This window comes from Vibrio sp. YT-18 (genome assembly GCF_033337345.1).
Classification (GTDB): domain Bacteria; phylum Pseudomonadota; class Gammaproteobacteria; order Enterobacterales; family Vibrionaceae; genus Vibrio; species Vibrio alginolyticus.
Map to the genome: position 1 here is coordinate 26,226 of NZ_JAWOQO010000010.1, position 17,503 is coordinate 43,728.

17 protein-coding genes, 1 riboswitch and 1 other annotated feature are annotated in these 17,503 nt (G+C 44.1%); of the genes, 12 read left to right on the forward strand and 5 right to left on the reverse strand.

Going from position 1 to position 17,503, the window contains the following annotated elements:
• Window positions 1–179: 179 nt before the first annotated feature.
• Both R7M72_RS14760 and R7M72_RS14765 read left to right on the forward strand, forming a co-directional pair.
• Window positions 180–449, forward strand: a complete 270-nt coding sequence (locus R7M72_RS14760) for a hypothetical protein (protein ID WP_005378190.1) — start codon at window positions 180–182, stop codon at window positions 447–449.
• A 117-nt stretch (window positions 450–566) separates the two neighbouring features.
• A complete protein-coding gene (locus R7M72_RS14765) occupies window positions 567–1,871 on the forward strand; it encodes an inosine/guanosine kinase (RefSeq protein ID WP_005378187.1) in 1,305 nt (434 codons plus the stop codon).
• Between the two features lie 127 nt (window positions 1,872–1,998).
• On the opposite strand, the gene R7M72_RS14770 is transcribed toward R7M72_RS14765, so the two are convergent.
• The gene (locus R7M72_RS14770) at window positions 1,999–2,406 is read right to left on the reverse strand and encodes an H-NS family nucleoid-associated regulatory protein (RefSeq protein WP_005378185.1); all 408 of its coding nucleotides are present in this window, start codon (window positions 2,404–2,406) and stop codon (window positions 1,999–2,001) included.
• Between the two features lie 582 nt (window positions 2,407–2,988).
• Window positions 2,989–3,171: riboswitch (Lysine riboswitch) on the forward strand.
• A gap of 109 nt (window positions 3,172–3,280) precedes the next feature.
• Here R7M72_RS14770 and tet(35) point away from each other — a divergent pair.
• The 9 genes from tet(35) to hisIE all read left to right on the forward strand — a co-directional run bounded on the left by tet(35) (window position 3,281) and on the right by hisIE (window position 12,428).
• Complete coding sequence (tet(35), locus tag R7M72_RS14775; RefSeq protein ID WP_017634691.1) at window positions 3,281–4,882, forward strand: tetracycline efflux Na+/H+ antiporter family transporter Tet(35); 1,602 nt, start codon at window positions 3,281–3,283, stop codon at window positions 4,880–4,882.
• A gap of 180 nt (window positions 4,883–5,062) precedes the next feature.
• Window positions 5,063–5,200 (forward strand) — a sequence feature (His leader region).
• A 53-nt stretch (window positions 5,201–5,253) separates the two neighbouring features.
• Window positions 5,254–6,150 carry an ATP phosphoribosyltransferase gene (hisG, locus tag R7M72_RS14780; RefSeq protein WP_005378180.1) on the forward strand — a complete coding sequence of 299 codons (897 nt, stop codon included), beginning with the start codon at window positions 5,254–5,256 and terminating at the stop codon, window positions 6,148–6,150.
• Window positions 6,151–6,155: 5 nt separating this feature from the next.
• Complete coding sequence (gene hisD / locus R7M72_RS14785) at window positions 6,156–7,454, forward strand: histidinol dehydrogenase (RefSeq protein WP_025766878.1); 1,299 nt, start codon at window positions 6,156–6,158, stop codon at window positions 7,452–7,454.
• Between the two features lie 12 nt (window positions 7,455–7,466).
• On the forward strand, window positions 7,467–8,507 hold the full coding sequence (hisC, locus tag R7M72_RS14790; protein WP_017634689.1) for a histidinol-phosphate transaminase: 1,041 nt from the start codon (window positions 7,467–7,469) through the stop codon (window positions 8,505–8,507).
• Window positions 8,508–8,576: 69 nt separating this feature from the next.
• A complete protein-coding gene (hisB, locus tag R7M72_RS14795) occupies window positions 8,577–9,650 on the forward strand; it encodes a bifunctional histidinol-phosphatase/imidazoleglycerol-phosphate dehydratase HisB (protein WP_005389832.1) in 1,074 nt (357 codons plus the stop codon).
• A gap of 26 nt (window positions 9,651–9,676) precedes the next feature.
• Window positions 9,677–10,291, forward strand: a complete 615-nt coding sequence (gene hisH / locus R7M72_RS14800; protein ID WP_315956953.1) for an imidazole glycerol phosphate synthase subunit HisH — start codon at window positions 9,677–9,679, stop codon at window positions 10,289–10,291.
• Window positions 10,292–10,303: 12 nt separating this feature from the next.
• The gene (hisA, locus tag R7M72_RS14805; protein ID WP_025766876.1) at window positions 10,304–11,041 is read left to right on the forward strand and encodes a 1-(5-phosphoribosyl)-5-[(5-phosphoribosylamino)methylideneamino]imidazole-4-carboxamide isomerase; all 738 of its coding nucleotides are present in this window, start codon (window positions 10,304–10,306) and stop codon (window positions 11,039–11,041) included.
• Complete coding sequence (hisF, locus tag R7M72_RS14810) at window positions 11,023–11,796, forward strand: imidazole glycerol phosphate synthase subunit HisF (protein ID WP_004749837.1); 774 nt, start codon at window positions 11,023–11,025, stop codon at window positions 11,794–11,796. Before hisA ends, hisF begins: the two co-directional genes overlap by 19 nt.
• Window positions 11,793–12,428: a bifunctional phosphoribosyl-AMP cyclohydrolase/phosphoribosyl-ATP diphosphatase HisIE gene (hisIE, locus tag R7M72_RS14815; RefSeq protein ID WP_005533681.1), complete on the forward strand. Its 636-nt coding sequence runs from the start codon at window positions 11,793–11,795 to the stop codon at window positions 12,426–12,428. Before hisF ends, hisIE begins: the two co-directional genes overlap by 4 nt.
• Window positions 12,429–12,707: 279 nt before the next feature.
• Here hisIE and R7M72_RS14820 read toward each other — a convergent pair whose 3' ends face one another.
• The 4 genes from R7M72_RS14820 to R7M72_RS14835 form a co-directional block, all read right to left on the reverse strand.
• Window positions 12,708–13,223, reverse strand: coding sequence for a YchJ family protein (locus tag R7M72_RS14820; RefSeq protein WP_171344584.1), 516 nt, complete (start codon window positions 13,221–13,223; stop codon window positions 12,708–12,710).
• 80 nt (window positions 13,224–13,303) lie between these two features.
• Window positions 13,304–14,518, reverse strand: a complete 1,215-nt coding sequence (locus R7M72_RS14825) for an EAL and HDOD domain-containing protein (RefSeq protein WP_005378158.1) — start codon at window positions 14,516–14,518, stop codon at window positions 13,304–13,306.
• Between the two features lie 98 nt (window positions 14,519–14,616).
• Window positions 14,617–15,354, reverse strand: a complete 738-nt coding sequence (lpxH, locus tag R7M72_RS14830) for a UDP-2,3-diacylglucosamine diphosphatase (RefSeq protein WP_005389817.1) — start codon at window positions 15,352–15,354, stop codon at window positions 14,617–14,619.
• Between the two features lie 60 nt (window positions 15,355–15,414).
• Window positions 15,415–15,909, reverse strand: coding sequence for a peptidylprolyl isomerase (locus tag R7M72_RS14835; protein WP_005378156.1), 495 nt, complete (start codon window positions 15,907–15,909; stop codon window positions 15,415–15,417).
• 202 nt (window positions 15,910–16,111) lie between these two features.
• Here R7M72_RS14835 and cysS point away from each other — a divergent pair, with 202 nt between their 5' ends.
• Entirely contained in the window at window positions 16,112–17,494 is a 1,383-nt protein-coding gene (gene cysS, locus R7M72_RS14840) for a cysteine--tRNA ligase (RefSeq protein WP_005378155.1), read from the forward strand.
• The last annotated feature ends 9 nt before the right edge of the window (window positions 17,495–17,503 follow it).

The window sequence follows — 17,503 nt, forward strand, 5'->3', positions numbered from 1 at the left end:
CCACTTAAATAAACGGGATGCAGATTCTATCAGAATCCACAGACCGGTGACAGATCCGAGATCGAAATCACAATTCGTTTCGCTGGATTTTTCTTCAACAAAGATTCGAACGAGTAATTTCGCAAGTATAGAAGAGGTATATATGGCATAGTTGGCCAAAATCCAAGAGGAAACACCAAATGACAGAAGAAAACCAATTTATGCAAGAAAGTGAGTTGATTGAAATTGTTGAAAATCAGCTCGAAGATGGTAACCCGCTTAAAGTAAAAGAAACCCTTATGCGTTTAATGATGACTGGCACACCACGTGAAGATGCGGTTGCGATGATGGCATGTGCGATGTCAATTGAGATTTTTGATGTAATGAAGAATGAAGGTGAGTTCAACCTAAAGCGTTATAGCGAGCACCTTGAGCAACTACCAGATCTCAGCTTTATGGAAGGTGAATAAGCCACCTAAAAGAAAAAAGTAGTCAGCAAACGTTTGCTATAATCGCTTTTATTGCTGCTTTATTATTAGCGGTATAGAATCCGCTCTCCTTTTCATCCCCTTACTCAGACTGACAATATGAAATTTCCTGGACAACGCAAATCGAAGCACTATTTTCCTGTTCATGCTCGTGACCCGCTGGTGAGCCAAGCACAAGAAAGCAAGAAGATGACGCGCACTCACATCATTGGTATTGACCAAACCTTGGTTGATATTGAAGCAAAAGTTACAACGGATGTGATTGAAAAGTACGGTCTGAGTAAAGGTCACTCTCTGGTTATCGATGACGAAAGAGCAGAAGAGTTATACCAGCAACTGAAAGAAGAGAACTTGATTACCAATGAGTATGCGGGCGGTACAATTGGTAACACGCTACATAACTACTCCGTGCTAGCGGATGATCGCTCCACACTACTTGGAGTGATGAGCCAGGATATTAAGATTGGCAGCTACGGTTACCGTTATCTTTGTAATACATCAAGTCGCATGGATTTGAACTACCTACAAGGTGTAGATGGTGCAATTGGCCGTTGTTTTGCTCTTATCACAGAAGACGGTGAACGTACTTTTGCTATCAGCGAAGGGCAAATGAACCAACTCCATCCTGATAGCATTCCAGAGAAAATCTTTAAAAATGCATCAGCACTTGTACTGACGTCATATCTAGTACGTTGCAAAGACGGCGACCCAATGCCCGAAGCAACAATGAAAGCGATTGAGTACGCGAAAAAAAATGATGTGCCTGTTGTTCTGACTTTAGGCACAAAGTTTGTTATTCAAGATGACCCTAAATATTGGCAAGAATTCATTCGAGATAACGTTTCAGTCGTTGCGATGAATGAAGATGAAGCAGAAGCACTGACGGGGGAATCTGATCCACTTGCTGCGTCTGATAAAACATTGGAGTGGGCTGATCTAGTATTGTGCACGGCGGGTCCTGTAGGTCTATTTATGGCTGGGTATACGGAGGATAGCGCGAAGCGCGAAACTTCTTTGCCATTACTTCCAGGGTCAATTGCTGAATTTAATCGTTATGAATTCAGTCGTCCGGCGAAAAAAGACTCATGCGAGACGCCAATAAAAGTGTACTCGCATATCTCGCCATATATGGGTGGCCCAGAAAAAATTAAGAATACAAATGGCGCAGGTGATGCTGCGTTATCTGCTGTTCTTCATGATATGGCAGCAAATAAATACCATAAAGAAAATGTGCCTAATTCAAGCAAGCACAGTAACGAGTATTTAACTTACTCTTCTTTTTCTCAAGTCTGCAAATACGCAAACCGTGCTAGCTACGAAGTTCTCGTGCAACATTCACCACGATTGTCGCGCGGACTTCCTGAGCGAGAAGATAGCCTAGAAGAAGCATACTGGGAACGTTAATACGAAGCGATTTAATTAACTATTCTGTAACTAAAGTAAAAGGCACATTAAGAAATGTGCCTTTTTTATTTGTAATGGTTTAAATAAAAAAGGCTCCCTATGGGAGCCTTTTAAAAATAGCACGGATCTAGATTAGGAACTCATCCAGAGATTTACCTGCATCAAGTTGCTCTTGAATCGCCGAAGGTGTACGACCTTGGCCAGTCCAAGTTTTCTCATTACCGTTTGAATCTGTGTATTTGTATTTAGCAGGGCGAGGTGCGCGCTTCGCTTTGCCTTTCGTCTTAGTTTCGCCAGATAGCGCAGTAATAAGTGCTTCTACGTCAATACCGTCTTGAGCGATTTTCTCAGCAATCTCTGCAAGCTTAGCTTCTTGCTCTGCTTGTGCTGCGCGTTCTGCTTCTTCTGCTTCACGACGCTCATCTACGACAGTAGTGAGTTTATCTAGAGCTTCTTCCAATTGTTCTAGAGTCAGCTCACGAGAAAATGCACGAAGGCTACGGATATTTAGAAGGGTTTTAGTCAGCTCTGACATAACGATTCCTATTAAAAGGTTAATGTGTTGGGCACTTTTTATCGTTACGATTAAATAATGCCAATCTATAAATAAACAAAGAGTCCTTATATTTAACTTTATCTTTTCCTTATGTGCAAATGCTAAATCAAGATTTTGTTTAAATTTGACTATTTTTTAAAGCAATTAATATTATTACACTCGAAATAAATCATTATTAGATGAGAACTAAAATCAACAATCATTATTGTATAGAGAGAGTGACAGCTTGGTTTTTTATAAAAAAATTTGAGTTATTACTTAAAAATATGAAGCATCCATCTTTAATGCTGTGTCATATATCCTTAATTTATTGATATAAGATAAACCATGATATTTCTAAGGTAGTAATAATGTTTCATAAATAACATGATTGATGTGATTTCAGTTGCACAAAACTTATGGAAGTAGGCAAGGTTTATAAATTATCTCAGTCATTATTTATTTGTTTAATTTAGTTTGATGTGTTGCATTGACTCTCATCATAAGTACAATGGCTGCCACCTGATGCAATATTGCAGACAATTTGTTGTTAATTTGTACAGTTAGTGGTTAATTGTTTGTTGTTGCCGTAGAGGCGCGGTCTCGAAGAGTAGCTATTATTGGGGTGATGCCAATGAATAATAGTGGAAGGCGAAGATTGCCGAAGTAAGTAACTCATCAAAGTTACTTGCTGGGGTTGTATCTGAAAGGAACAACACTGCCATAGTATATATTCACATTAAACTATGGAGCGCTACTGTAGGGTTGGGTGGAGTGTTCGCTTCCCTGTCGCTAAGTTCAACATGAGCACGTATCGTATGCTACGTGACTTGTCTGCAGTAGATCTCTAGCCAAACTTTGGTTTTTGAAGATCATGAATTTAATAGATTTTTCTAGTTCTCCTGTTTCATTATTGCCACCTATTGTCGCTTTGACTTTGGCGATTTTGACTCGACGTGTATTAGTTTCCTTGGGTGTAGGTATCGTGCTAGGTGCGGTGCTACTTAATAGCTGGTCTATCAGCGACACCGCAGGTTACGTCAGTTCTCAAGTTTCTTCTGTCTTTATTGAAGATGGCGGAATTAACACTTGGAACATGAGCATTGTTGGTTTCCTAATCTTATTAGGTATGACAACAGCTTTATTAACGCTATCTGGCGGTACTCGTGCTTTTGCTGAATGGGCACAATCTCGAGTGAAGAGTAAACGCGGCTCCAAACTTCTTGCCGCCTTTTTAGGCGTATTCATTTTTGTCGATGATTACTTTAATAGCCTTGCTGTTGGTGCGATCTCTCGCCCAGTAACCGATCGCTTTTATGTGTCTCGCGCTAAGCTTGCGTACATTCTAGACTCAACCGCTGCTCCAATGTGTGTAATTATGCCTGCTTCTAGCTGGGGTGCTTACATTATTACTATTATTGGCGGGATCTTAGTCTCACATGGGATCACAGAGTATTCGGCTCTTGGCGCATATGTTCGTCTTATTCCAATGAACTTCTACGCCGTTTTTGCGCTGCTAATGGTGTTCGCTGTTGCGTGGTTTGGTCTTGATATTGGTAAAATGCGTGAGCATGAGATCTCTGCATCGCAAGGTCGTGGCTTTGATAAAGACAAAGAAAATGACTCGCAAGAAGCGCATGACCTAAACGAAGAGCTAGATATCCGTGAAAGTGAAAAGGGTAAAGTGTCAGATTTGATACTTCCTATCGTGACGCTGATTATCGCGACTATCGCTTCAATGCTTTACACGGGTGGCCAAGCATTGGCTGCTGATGGTAAGGAGTTTGCGCTTCTTGGTGCTTTTGAAAATACAGATGTAGGTACATCACTAATCTACGGTAGCTTGCTTGGCTTAGCAGTTGCACTGTTTACTGTTGTGAAGCAAGGTCTACCAATGGCTGAGATCGCACGTACACTTTGGATTGGTGCTAAGTCTATGTTTGGTGCGATTCTAATCTTAGTATTTGCCTGGACCATTGGTTCTGTTATCGGTGATATGAAGACTGGTACTTACCTTTCGACAATGGCGCAGGGCAATATCAACCCTCATTGGCTCCCAGTTATCCTATTCTTGTTGTCTGGCCTGATGGCGTTCTCAACAGGTACTTCATGGGGTACGTTCGGCATCATGCTTCCAATCGCTGGAGACATGGCTGGCGCAACAGACGTAGCGCTAATGCTACCGATGCTGAGTGCGGTTTTAGCTGGTGCGGTATTCGGTGACCATTGTTCACCAATCTCAGATACGACTATCTTGTCATCGACGGGTGCACGTTGTAACCACATTGATCACGTATCAACACAGCTACCTTATGCATTATCAGTCGCGCTTGTTTCATGCGTCGGCTTTATTGCCCTTGGTATGACTGCTTCAATAGCGTTCTCGTTCATTGCAGCGTCGATAACATTCATTATCGTTTGCGCTATTTTGTCATGGCTTTCAAAGTCTAAAATAGCGTCTTGCCAGAGTGCGTAATTCACTGATTTAAAAAGTAAATTTATAGGAGGCTTCGGCCTCCTTTTTTATTTGTATTATACAATTCGAATTTTTTTAAAATTAAGGGTTGAAAAAAGTAATCAGCTTGGTTAGTGTTGTTGGTAACAAAGCAAATGAGAAGAGCCTTGAAATAAGTATGCGTAATTTTGTAATGAACATTCATCACCATCATCACCCAATCTAGTCTTTCGGGCGATGTACGCATACCCGGGAGGCAGGAAACTCCCGGAGGTAAAATCAAAGTAAAAGCAGATTTTAAACCCTCGGGAGACTTCAATCTCCCGAGGGTTTTTTAGTTTTATTAGTTTGAAAAATACTTAGATATCAAAATCTTGCATAGGGACAAAGCAATGCAAACACAACGTTTAAGAATCGCAATTCAGAAAAAAGGTCGTCTTAGCAAAGAGAGTCAAGCTCTACTAAAACAGTGCGGCGTAAAGTTCAACGTAATGGGCGAGCGTTTAGTTGTCCATTCTGAAAATATGCCAATTGATTTACTCTTGGTTCGTGACGACGACATCCCAGGTTTAATTATGGATGGCGTGGTTGACCTTGGCTTTATTGGCGAAAATGAACTAGAAGAAGTTCGCCTTGACCGCAAAGCATTAGGTGAACCCTGCGAGTTTGTTCAGCTTCGTCGACTTGATTTTGGTGGCTGTCGTTTATCTATCGCAATCGACAAGGACGAAGAGTACAACGGTCCACAAGACTTAGCTGGCAAGCGTATTGCTACAACGTATCCTCAACTTCTAAAAGCGTACATGGATGAAGCCGGCGTTCCATTCTCTACATGTATGCTGACAGGCTCTGTAGAAGTTGCCCCTCGCGCGGGTCTCGCTGATGCTATCGCTGATTTGGTTTCTACAGGTGCAACACTGGAAGCGAACGGCCTTAAAGAAGCTGAAATTATCTTCAAATCAAAAGCGACATTGATTCAACGCACAGGTGAGTTCGACGCAGACAAAGTGGCGCTAATCGAAAAGCTGTTAACTCGCATGCAAGGCGTGCAGCAAGCGAAAGAATCTAAGTACATTATGCTTCACGCCCCAGCAGAGAAGTTAGATCAAATTAAAGCACTACTGCCAGGTGCTGAAGACCCAACTGTTCTTCCTCTTTCTGCAGATAAGCAGAAAATGGCTGTTCACTTAGTGAGTTCTGAAAACCTATTCTGGGAAACAATGGAACAGCTGAAAGAGTTGGGCGCAAGTTCAATTCTCGTTCTACCAATTGAAAAAATGATGGAGTAAGCATCATGAGAACAGTCGTTTGGCAATCATTAAGTGAGAATCAGCAAGACTCTATTTTGGAGCGCCCTGCTATTGCAGAAGGTGCCAATATCACCACTGCTGTGGCCGAAGTTATTGCTAAAGTTCGAGAAGAAGGTGACTCTGCTCTTATTGAGCTGACAGAAAAGTTTGACCGTGTTAAGCCTGAATCCATTCGTGTTTCTTCTCAGGAAATTAAGGCAGCGTCAGAGCGTTTGTCAGAGTCAATGAAGAGCGCACTAGAGCAAGCTTACGCCAATATTTCTAAGTTCCACAAAGCGCAAAAGCCGCAACCGATCAAGGTGGAAACCCAGCCAGGTGTCCTTTGTGAACAAGTAACACGCCCAATTCAAAAAGTGGGTTTGTACATTCCTGGTGGCAGTGCGCCTTTGCCATCGACTGTTTTGATGCTCGGCGTTCCTGCAAAAATTGCAGGTTGTCGTAAAGTCGTTCTTTGTTCTCCACCCCCAATCGCTGATGAGATCCTTTATGTCGCGAAACTGTGTGGCATTGATGAGGTGTATAACGTCGGTGGTGGCCAAGCAGTTGCTGCAATGGCTTATGGCACCGAGACTGTATCGAAAGTAGATAAGATCTTTGGTCCGGGCAACGCTTACGTGACCGAAGCAAAACGTCAGGTAAGTAATGATTTCCGTGGTGCTGCGATTGATATGCCAGCAGGTCCATCAGAAGTTCTTGTAATTGCCGATGAAACCGCAGATGCAGACTTTATCGCTGCGGATCTTTTGAGCCAAGCGGAACACGGTCCTGATTCTCAAGTGGTACTTGTGACTTCTTCTCCTGTGATTGCTGATCAAGTGACGGATGCGGTTCAACGTCAGCTTAAGGAGCTATCTCGTGAAGACATCGCAGAAAAGGCTCTGGCATCAAGCTTGATCATTATTTCCGAGTCGATGACGCAGTCAGTTTCTATTTCCAATTACTACGGTCCTGAGCACTTGATTGTTCAGACTAAGAACCCTCGTGAGCTTCTACCTCTACTTGATAATGCAGGCTCTATCTTCCTTGGGGATTGGTCGCCTGAATCTGCGGGAGATTACGCATCGGGGACTAACCACGTCCTTCCTACTTACGGTTACACACGTACTTATTCAAGCTTAGGTTTGGCGGATTTCTCTAAACGAATGACGGTTCAGGAGCTTTCTGCTGATGGTTTAAAGAACCTTGCACCAACGGTAGTCACGATGGCTGAAGCAGAAGGTCTGGACGCTCACAAACGTGCTGTTACTATCCGCGTAGAAAAATTAGCAAGTAAGAAAGAATAAGAGAGTAATGAGATGGAAAAGCTAGCGCGTAAACAAGTCCAACAGCTTACCCCTTATATGTCGGCTCGCCGAATCGGTGGTACGGGTGACGTATGGCTAAATGCCAACGAATCACCATTTAACAATGAATACAAAACAGACTTTGCTCGTCTTAATCGTTACAGCGAATGCCAACCGAAAGAACTGATTTCCGCTTACGCAGCGTATGCGGGTGTGAAGCCAGAACAAACACTGACTTCTCGCGGCGCAGACGAAGGTATTGAGTTATTAATTCGTGCATTCTGTGAGCCGGGTGAAGATGCGATTCTTTACTGCCCACCAACTTACGGCATGTACGCCATCAGTGCAGAAACCATCGGTGTAGAGCGCAAAACCGTGCCGCTAACGTCAGATTGGCAACTAGACCTTGCAGGCATCGAAGCTAATCTGGATAACGTGAAACTGGTTTTTGTATGTTCGCCAAACAACCCAACAGGTAACTTGGTTAAGCGTGAGGACATTGTGTCTCTGCTTGAGATGACAAAAGACCGAGCAATCGTGGTGATGGATGAAGCATACATCGATTTTTGTCCAGAAGCGTCAACGGTAGATTTACTGGCGCAATACCCGAATCTTGCGATTCTGCGTACTCTGTCGAAAGCTTTTGCGCTTGCAGGTCTGCGTTGTGGATTTACGCTTGCGAACGAAGAGCTGATTAATGTACTTCTTAAAGTTATCGCACCTTACCCAGTCCCAGTTCCAGTGGCAGAAATTGCGACTCAGGCACTTTCGGAAGCTGGTTTAGCGCGAGCGAAGTTTCAAGTTCTCGATTTGAATGCAAACCGTGCTTACTTGCAAGTTGGCCTTTCAATGATTCCGGGCTTGGAAGTGTTTGAAGGGTGGGGAAACTACCTATTGGTGAAATTCCCAGATGGCGATGACCTTTTCAAAGCTGCTTGGGATACGGGCATTATTTTGCGTAACTCGCCAATTGAAAACTGTGTGCGTATCAGTGTGGGTAACCGTGACGAGTGCGAAAAAACGCTTGGATTTATCAGAAACTACTACGCATAAATAGAGACAGAATTTATCGCTCTCGCTCAATAGCGGGAGCGCCAAAAGAATAGCAATAAGGAAGTTCGAGTGAGCAAACAACAAAAAATCCTTTTTATTGATCGTGATGGCACCTTAATTGTTGAGCCGCCGATTGATTTTCAAGTAGACCGTTTAGATAAACTAAAACTGGAGCCATTTGTTATCCCAAGCCTGTTGTCGTTGCAGGATGCAGGATACCGTCTAGTGATGGTCACGAACCAAGATGGTTTGGGTACCGACAGTTACCCACAAGCTGATTTTGATGCACCACACAACATGATGATGGAGATCTTTGAATCTCAAGGTGTGAAATTTGATGACGTGCTGATTTGTCCTCACTTTGATGAAGATAACTGCTCATGCCGTAAGCCTAAATTAGGCTTGGTAAAAGAGTATCTTCAAGGTGGCAAAGTGGATTTCCAAAACTCTGTTGTGATTGGCGATCGTCAAACCGATCTTCAACTTGCAGAAAACATGGCAATTCGTGGCATTCAATACAACCCGGAAACCATGGGTTGGAAACAGATCCTGAAAGATCTCACGGTGAAGGCGCGCGTTGCTGAAGTCGTTCGCACCACAAAAGAAACAGACATCAAAGTATTCGTTAATCTTGATGAACAAGGCGGCAATGACATCTCTACTGGTCTTGGCTTCTTCGACCACATGCTGGATCAAATTGCGACACACGGCGGGTTCCAGATGGTGTGCAAAGTAGAAGGTGACCTGCACATTGATGATCACCACACAGTGGAAGATACCGCTCTTGCGTTAGGTCAAGCGTTGAAAGAAGCACTGGGTGACAAGCGTGGTATTGGTCGCTTTGGCTTTAGCCTTCCAATGGATGAGTGTTTGGCACAATGCGCACTAGACCTGTCAGGTCGTCCTTACCTTAAGTTCGACGCGCAATTCAGTCGTGAGCAAGTGGGTGATCTTTCAACAGAGATGGTAGTTCACTTCTTCCGCTCTCTGACTGACACATTAGCATGTACGTTGCACCTTTCTTCTGCGGGCAACAATGATCACCACATCATTGAAAGTCTATTTAAAGCGTTTGGTCGTACGTTACGCCAAGCAATCAAAGTAGAAGGCACTGAGCTACCAAGTAGTAAAGGCGTGCTTTAAGGCTAACGTTAGCAAGGAGAAAAACAGTGACAGAACAGAAAGTTGTCATTATCGATACTGGCTGTGCCAACGTTTCTTCGGTGAAGTTTGCTATTGAACGCCTAGGCTATGACGTAACGATTTCAAAAGATCCGCAAGTTGTATTGTCGGCAGATAAGCTATTCCTACCGGGCGTGGGAACTGCTAGCGAAGCGATGAAGAACCTAGAAGAGCGCGATCTGATCAGCTTGGTAAAACAGGTAGAAAAGCCATTACTAGGTATCTGTTTAGGCATGCAACTGCTGGGCAAAGTGTCTCAAGAAAAAGGCCAGAAAGCCGACGAGTTGGTTGAGTGTCTCGGACTTTGTGAAGGCGAAGTGAAGTTGCTACAAACAGGAGACTTGCCGCTGCCGCATATGGGTTGGAACACAGTCTCTGCAAAAGCAGGTAATCCACTTTTCAAAGGTATTGAAGAAGGAGAGTATTTCTACTTCGTGCACAGCTTTGCGATGCCTGTTGGGGATTACACCATTGCCGAATGTGATTACGGAAATCCATTCACTGCTGCGGTTCAAAGCGGTAACTATTATGGTGTGCAATTCCACCCTGAGCGTTCTTCAAAAGCGGGCGCGAAGCTTATTCAAAACTTCTTAGAATTATAAAAGGGATTTAGTGTGATTATTCCAGCTCTTGATTTAATTGAAGGACAGGTGGTTCGCCTTTATCAAGGTGATTACGGCCAAGTAACTGAGTACAAAGTCGACCCAGCAGAGCAGTTCAACTTGTACCACCAAGCGGGTGCTAACTGGCTGCACTTAGTGGATTTAACTGGCGCGAAAGACACGACAGCACGTCAACTTGATTTAATTGCAAAGCTACTAGCAAGCACGCCAGCGAACATCCAAATCGGTGGCGGAGTGCGCACAGAGCAAGACGTGATTGATCTGCTAGAAGCGGGGGCTCAGCGTGTTGTCGTTGGCTCAACAGCAGTAAAACAGCCAGAGCTTGTGAAAGGTTGGATGGAAAAATACGGCGCAGAGAAAATCGTTCTCGCGCTAGACATCAACATCGATCAAGACGGTACGCGTAAAGTGGCGATCTCTGGTTGGCAAGAAGACTCAGGCGTGACCATCGAAGCTCTGATCAACGATTACTTAACGGTAGGTTTGCAGCACGTGCTTTGTACGGACATTTCTCGTGACGGTACGCTAGAAGGCTCAAACGTTGAGCTTTACATCGACTTATGTAAACAATACCCACAAGTGCAGTTCCAATCTTCAGGTGGCATCGGTTCATTAGCAGATATCGAAGCGCTAAAAGGCAGCGGTGTTGCTGGCGTGATTGTTGGTCGTGCGCTGTTAGATGGTAAGTTCACAGCAGAGGAGGCATTTGCATGCTGGCAAAGCGAATAATTCCATGTCTTGATGTTCGTGATGGACAAGTGGTGAAGGGCGTCCAGTTCCGCAACCACGAAATCATTGGCGACATCGTTCCTCTGGCGCAGCGTTATGCGGAAGAAGGCGCTGACGAGCTTGTGTTCTACGATATTACCGCTTCAAGTGATGGGCGTGTCGTTGATAAAAGTTGGGTCGCTCGCGTTGCAGAAGTGATTGATATTCCGTTCTGTGTGGCTGGTGGCATTAAATCAGCAGAGGACGCGGCGCGCATTCTTGAGTTTGGTGCAGATAAGGTATCTATTAACTCTCCTGCCTTGGCGAACCCTCAGTTGATTACTGACCTTGCTGATAAGTTTGGTGTGCAATGTATCGTCGTTGGTATCGATTCATACTACGACAAAGAGACGGGCAAGTATCAGGTTTACCAGTTTACTGGTGATGAAGAACGCACCAAAGCGACCCAATGGGAAACGCGTGATTGGGTGCAAGAAGTACAAAAACGCGGCGCTGGTGAAATCGTACTGAACATGATGAACCAAGACGGTGTGCGTAACGGCTACGATATCGAACAACTGAATATGGTGCGCGAAGTATGTAATGTACCGCTGATTGCATCGGGTGGCGCGGGTGCTATGGAGCACTTTGCGGAAGCATACCAAAAAGCCAATGTGGATGGCGCGCTTGCCGCATCGGTATTCCACAAACAAGTCATCAACATTGGTGAATTAAAGCAGTATTTGAAACAACAAGGCATTGAGGTACGACTATGAGTGTGAAAGCCGCCGAAGTAAGTTCGCTAGCTGAGCGAATCAACTGGGAAAAGGTGGATGGTCTGGTACCTGCCATCGTACAAGATTTCCAATCAAGCCAAGTGCTGATGATGGGTTACATGAACCAAGATGCGTTGGCAAAAACGGGCGAAACGGGTCAAGTGACGTTTTTCTCTCGTACCAAGCAACGTCTTTGGACGAAAGGTGAGACTTCTGGCAACGTATTGCAATTGGTGAACATGCAGCTCGATTGCGACAACGATACGCTACTGGTGAAAGTTAATCCCATTGGCCCTACGTGTCACCTGGGTAACACAACTTGCTGGGATGTGGACCCTCAAGAGGAGTCACAAATGGTGTGGCTTCATCAACTTGAGCAGTTACTGGCTGCCCGCAAGAGTGCCGACCCAGATTCCTCTTATACTGCCAGTCTTTATGCCCGTGGCACCAAGCGTATTTCGCAAAAAGTGGGCGAAGAAGGCGTTGAAGTCGCGCTTGCGGCGACGTCGGGCGATAAGGCGGAGTTAGTGTGTGAATCAGCAGATTTGATTTATCACTTAATGGTATTGCTTCAAGACCAAGGCTTATCGATGAATGACGTAGTGAACAAACTGAAAGAGCGTCATAAGTAAGCTTGCTATAGATAAGTGAAAGCCCCTATGCTCTCGAGCCTAGGGGCTTTTTTAATTTAGTGTTCTTGATTCGGGGTAAAACCGGCAACAGTGCTAGTAGCGATTAGATTCTGAATCACACTCGTTCCTCGCTGTTAAGAATGACGGTATATTTTCTAATGGTGCTTGCAGTAGAGTTATTTACTTCAAACAGGTACATATATTCACGTCACTCCAACGAGCCTAGACGAGATCAGGAATCTCATTAAAGAGAGCTCAATAAGCTAGGAGTGGATGATCTTACCCACAACACTTCTTAAATTTCTTACCGCTTCCACAGATACACGGGTCGTTGCGACCTACTTTTAGGCTACTCACTGGTTGGTTTAGGCGAGGATCTTGTTCTGGTTCTTCTTCTAGCTCTTTTTCTGGAAACGTGCCGTCAATGTAGTACCAAAGCCCATTTTCTTTCACGAAACGAGAACGCTCGGTCATGCAGTAGCGTTTGCCGTCTTCATCAAAATAAGCGCTAAACTCTACAAAGCCTTCATTGTTATTACTGCCAGCTTCTGTTTTTACAACTTCAAGTTTGCACCAATCGCTGTCGATAGATTGGGCAATGCCTTCACGTTGCTCTTCTGCATTACAGCTTGGATGATAAGTGTTGACCACGTAATCGACTAGACCTAACACATGCGCACTGTAACGAGAGCGCATTAACTGCTCTGGAGTGGTGACGTCAGCATGGTTGTTGTGGGCAATTTCACAACACTGTTGGTAGGTGCGGTTAGATCCGCAAGGGCAAGAAGAAGCCATAAAATGAAATCTCGATTAATTAAGCGGTAAAAACAAACAACCTCACAATTGCGAGGCTGGAGGTGAGGCATTATAGCGATTTAGGGCGTTTGAGACAGCAGTTCTTGAGCCCACTCGGTAGATTGATTAAAAGCGTCCGCTAATTGAGGTTCGGTTAATTTAAGAACGGTGCAATATCGCTCGGCTAACTCCCAGTCCGCTTGTTCATAGGCGATCGTCATCGAAAGTAAGTGACCAAGTACGCCTTTTCGACTGGTTAATGCGAGTTTTATATCTTCGTCAACGGGGATATCTTCAATGACATCCGAGAGCGGTTGATCGAGCAAAGAGCCGAGTAAAGAAAACATGCCTGTCAAAAAAGCCTGCCCAGGGTCATACCTAGTGTTCATTTGACTAAGTAACAGTTCACACATTCGTGCACGCTGAATCGCTAAAGAGTAAAGAGAGTCAGGTTTATCTTCTTGAACGGACGCAATTGCAACTAAGGAAATAAAGCGTCGTAGTCGCTCTTCACCCAGATAAATAAGCGCCTGTCTGAACGATTTGATCTTAGTCGTTAATGTATATCCTGAATTTACGTAAGTAAGCAGCTTGTATGACAGCGTCACATCAATCGAAAACAGACGTTCAACCTCATTGAAGTCGATGGGCTTATCTGCAATCTCTTTACAAAGTTGGATGACGGTAAGAAACGCGGGGTTCAACCGTTTTTTCTGGATCATCTCAGGTTTGCTAAAAAAATACCCTTGAAAATAGTTAAAACCGGCTTCTAGAGCTTGCTCAAACTCTTCATAGGTCTCTACCTTTTCCGCAAGAAAGTCGATTTTAAATGGGCTCAACGCCTGAATAAAAATGGCAGCTTTCTTGATCGGCACAAGTCTAATATCAAACTTGATCATGGAAACGTATGGAAGAAAACGCTTCCAAGCTTTCGTCGGAACAAAATCATCCAGAGCAATTTTGTATCCGCACTCATGAAGGTGCTTGATGGCTTCTAACAGTTCTTCTGTCGGTTCGCAGTCTTCAAGGACTTCAATGACGAGAGATTCTTTAGGGAACAAAGTTGGGACCAAGTTTACCAAGCTTTGATGCGGAAAGTTAACAAAGCCAAGTTTGTTTCCTAATGTGTTGTAATGCGTCGACAAAAAATGATCGGATAGCAGTCGACTAGTAGCCAGCTCTGGTTCTACTTCAGGGAAGGTATTTTTAGGGCCGTCTCGAAAGAGGAGTTCGTAACCTATGGTTCGTTTTTCTCTATCCAGAATCGGTTGGCGAGCTACGTAAGAATACTTCAATTAGGTACTTCGTTCTGTTTAACTTAGTATTATGATAATAGCGATTTTTTACAAAATATCTACGACTTGAGCGTGAATCTTCTACACGCTCTACATGCTTAACGCAAATTCTGTATGAACGGTCTCGTTTGTAGGTCAAAACTATCAGAATTTACTTTTAAAACTGAGCCTTGCGTATACCAATCCCCTAAAACAATTCGGGTCTTTTTAACGCCATCGACGTCAAAAAAATGTGTGTTCGGGCGATGTGTGTGACCATGAATCATTAAGTTGACGCAGTTCTGAGACATCACTTTCTCGACCTCATTTTGGTTGACGTCCATGATATCTAATGACTTGCTCATTTTATCATCACGAATATCGGATTGAACTTTTGAGACAATTTTCTTCTTAATGAACCAAGGAATACGGTTAAACAACCATTGTAGCCATGGTTTGTGAACGGTTTTTCTAAACTCTTGGTATTTCACATCGTCAATGCAGAGCGTATCGCCATGTAGGATTACGGCTTTTTGACCATAAAGATCAATCGTGCAGACATCGTCGAGTAATGTCATACCGGTTTCTTTGCAAAAGCGTTTGCCGAGTAAAAAATCTCGATTGCCTTGGATGAAAAAAGTTGGCACACCCGCATCCGTCAGTGCTTTAAATTCTGCACGGATTTGGTCTGCAAAAGGGGTGTTGTCATCGTCACCAATCCAGAACTCAAACAGATCGCCGAGTACATAAAGTGCATCAGCTTTTGTTGCTTCTGTTCGCATGAACGTCACAAAACATTCCGTGATATCAGGACGTGATGGGGTAAGGTGAAGATCGGAAATAAATAATGTCGTCATAGAAATAAGGGGAAGCTATGCCTCCCCATTAACTTATCTTTTAAAAATAATTCCTAAGAATTACTCTTCAATTGTTGTACCAGTGATTACTACGTCTTCTAGAGGTACGTCTTGGTGCATGCCGTAAGAACCAGTGCTAACGCCTTTGATCTTATTTACGATGTCCATGCCTTCGATTACTTCACCGAACACACAGTAACCCCAACCGTCTAGGCTTTCGCTACGGAAGTCTAGGAATGTGTTGTTGTTTACGTTGATGAAGAACTGAGAGCTTGCTGAATGCGGCTCCATAGTACGTGCCATAGCAAGTGTACCCACTTTGTTGCTTAGGCCGTTGTTTGCTTCGTTCTTGATAGGTGCACGAGTCGCTTTTTCACGTAGACCAGACTCCATACCACCACCTTGGATCATGAAGCCGTCAATAACACGGTGGAAAAGCGTGTTGTCGTAGAAACCGTCGCGGCAGTACTGAAGGAAGTTTGCGCTTGTCTCTGGCGCTTTCTCTTCGTTTAGTTGAATCTTGATGTCACCAAAATTAGTGTGAAGGGTGATCATGCTACTTTCCTTTACTGTGTTGTGTTGAGCCCGAGATTCTAGCCTAAGTTCTAGTGCTTTAAAAACTCAGGAAGAGGAAATTCTTCGTTTTGTGCTTGAAGTTTAGCCGATTATCGTTTTATCGGTTAATTGCTATTACCTAACTAGGTTGGAGTTGATATACTCATCTTCTTTTATTCATTCACAATCATAGATAGAGATCATGTTAAAGATATATAACACACTCACAAGACAGAAAGAGGAATTCAAACCAATTACAGCTGGCAAAGTCGGTATGTATGTCTGTGGAGTTACCATCTACGATCTCTGTCACATTGGTCACGGTCGTACTTTCGTCTCTTTTGACGTTGTATCACGTTACCTTCGCTACTTGGGCTATGATCTGACGTTTGTACGTAACATCACAGATATCGACGATAAGATCATCAAACGTGCCGCAGAAAATGGTGAGTCTTGCGATTCATTGACTGAGCGTTTGATTGGTGAAATGCACGCTGATTTTGATGCGCTGAACATGAAACGCCCGGACGTTGAACCTCGTGCGACACAGTTTATTGCTGAAATCATCGAATTGGTTGAGAAGCTAATCGAGCGCGGTTTTGCATACGTTGCAGATAACGGTGACGTAATGTTTGAAGTGGGTAAGTTCAACGAATACGGCAAGCTTTCTAAGCAAGACCTTGATCAGCTTCAAGCTGGCGCGCGCGTTGATATCGAAACAGCAAAACGCAGCCCTCTAGACTTTGTACTTTGGAAGATGTCTAAGCCGGGTGAACCAACGTGGGAGTCACCATGGGGTCCTGGTCGTCCAGGTTGGCACATTGAGTGTTCAGCAATGAACTCTTCAATCCTAGGTAACCACTTCGACATTCACGGCGGCGGTTCTGATCTTCAGTTCCCACACCATGAAAATGAAATCGCACAATCATGCTGTGCACACGATACACAATACGTGAACACATGGATGCACAGCGGCATGGTAATGGTAGACCGTGAGAAGATGTCTAAATCTCTAGGTAACTTCTTTACTATCCGTGACGTTCTTGGTCACTACGATGCTGAAACAGTGCGTTACTTCCTAATGTCTGGTCACTACCGTAGCCAGTTAAACTACAGCGAAGATAACCTAAACCAAGCACGTGCTTCGCTTGAGCGCCTGTACACATCTCTACGTGGTTTGGATCTAAATGCTGCTCCTGCTGGTGGTGAAGAGTACGTATCTCGCTTTACAGCAGCGATGAACGATGACTTCAATACACCAGAAGCGTACTCAGTTCTGTTCGACATGGCGCGCGAAGTTAACCGCCTGAAGACAGAAAACCTAGAGAAAGCGAGCGAGCTAGGTGCGCTAATGCGTGAACTAGCTGACGTGATAGGTATTCTTCACCAAGATCCTGAAGCCTTCCTAAAAGGTGATGCGGGTAACGATGATGAAGTGGCTGAAATCGAAGCTCTGATCAAGCTGCGTAACGACTCTCGTGCTGCGAAAGATTGGGCGAATGCAGATATGGCTCGTGACAAGCTGACCGAAATGGGCATTGTTCTGGAAGATGGTCCAGAAGGCACAACGTGGCGTCGTAAGTAATTGAATTTT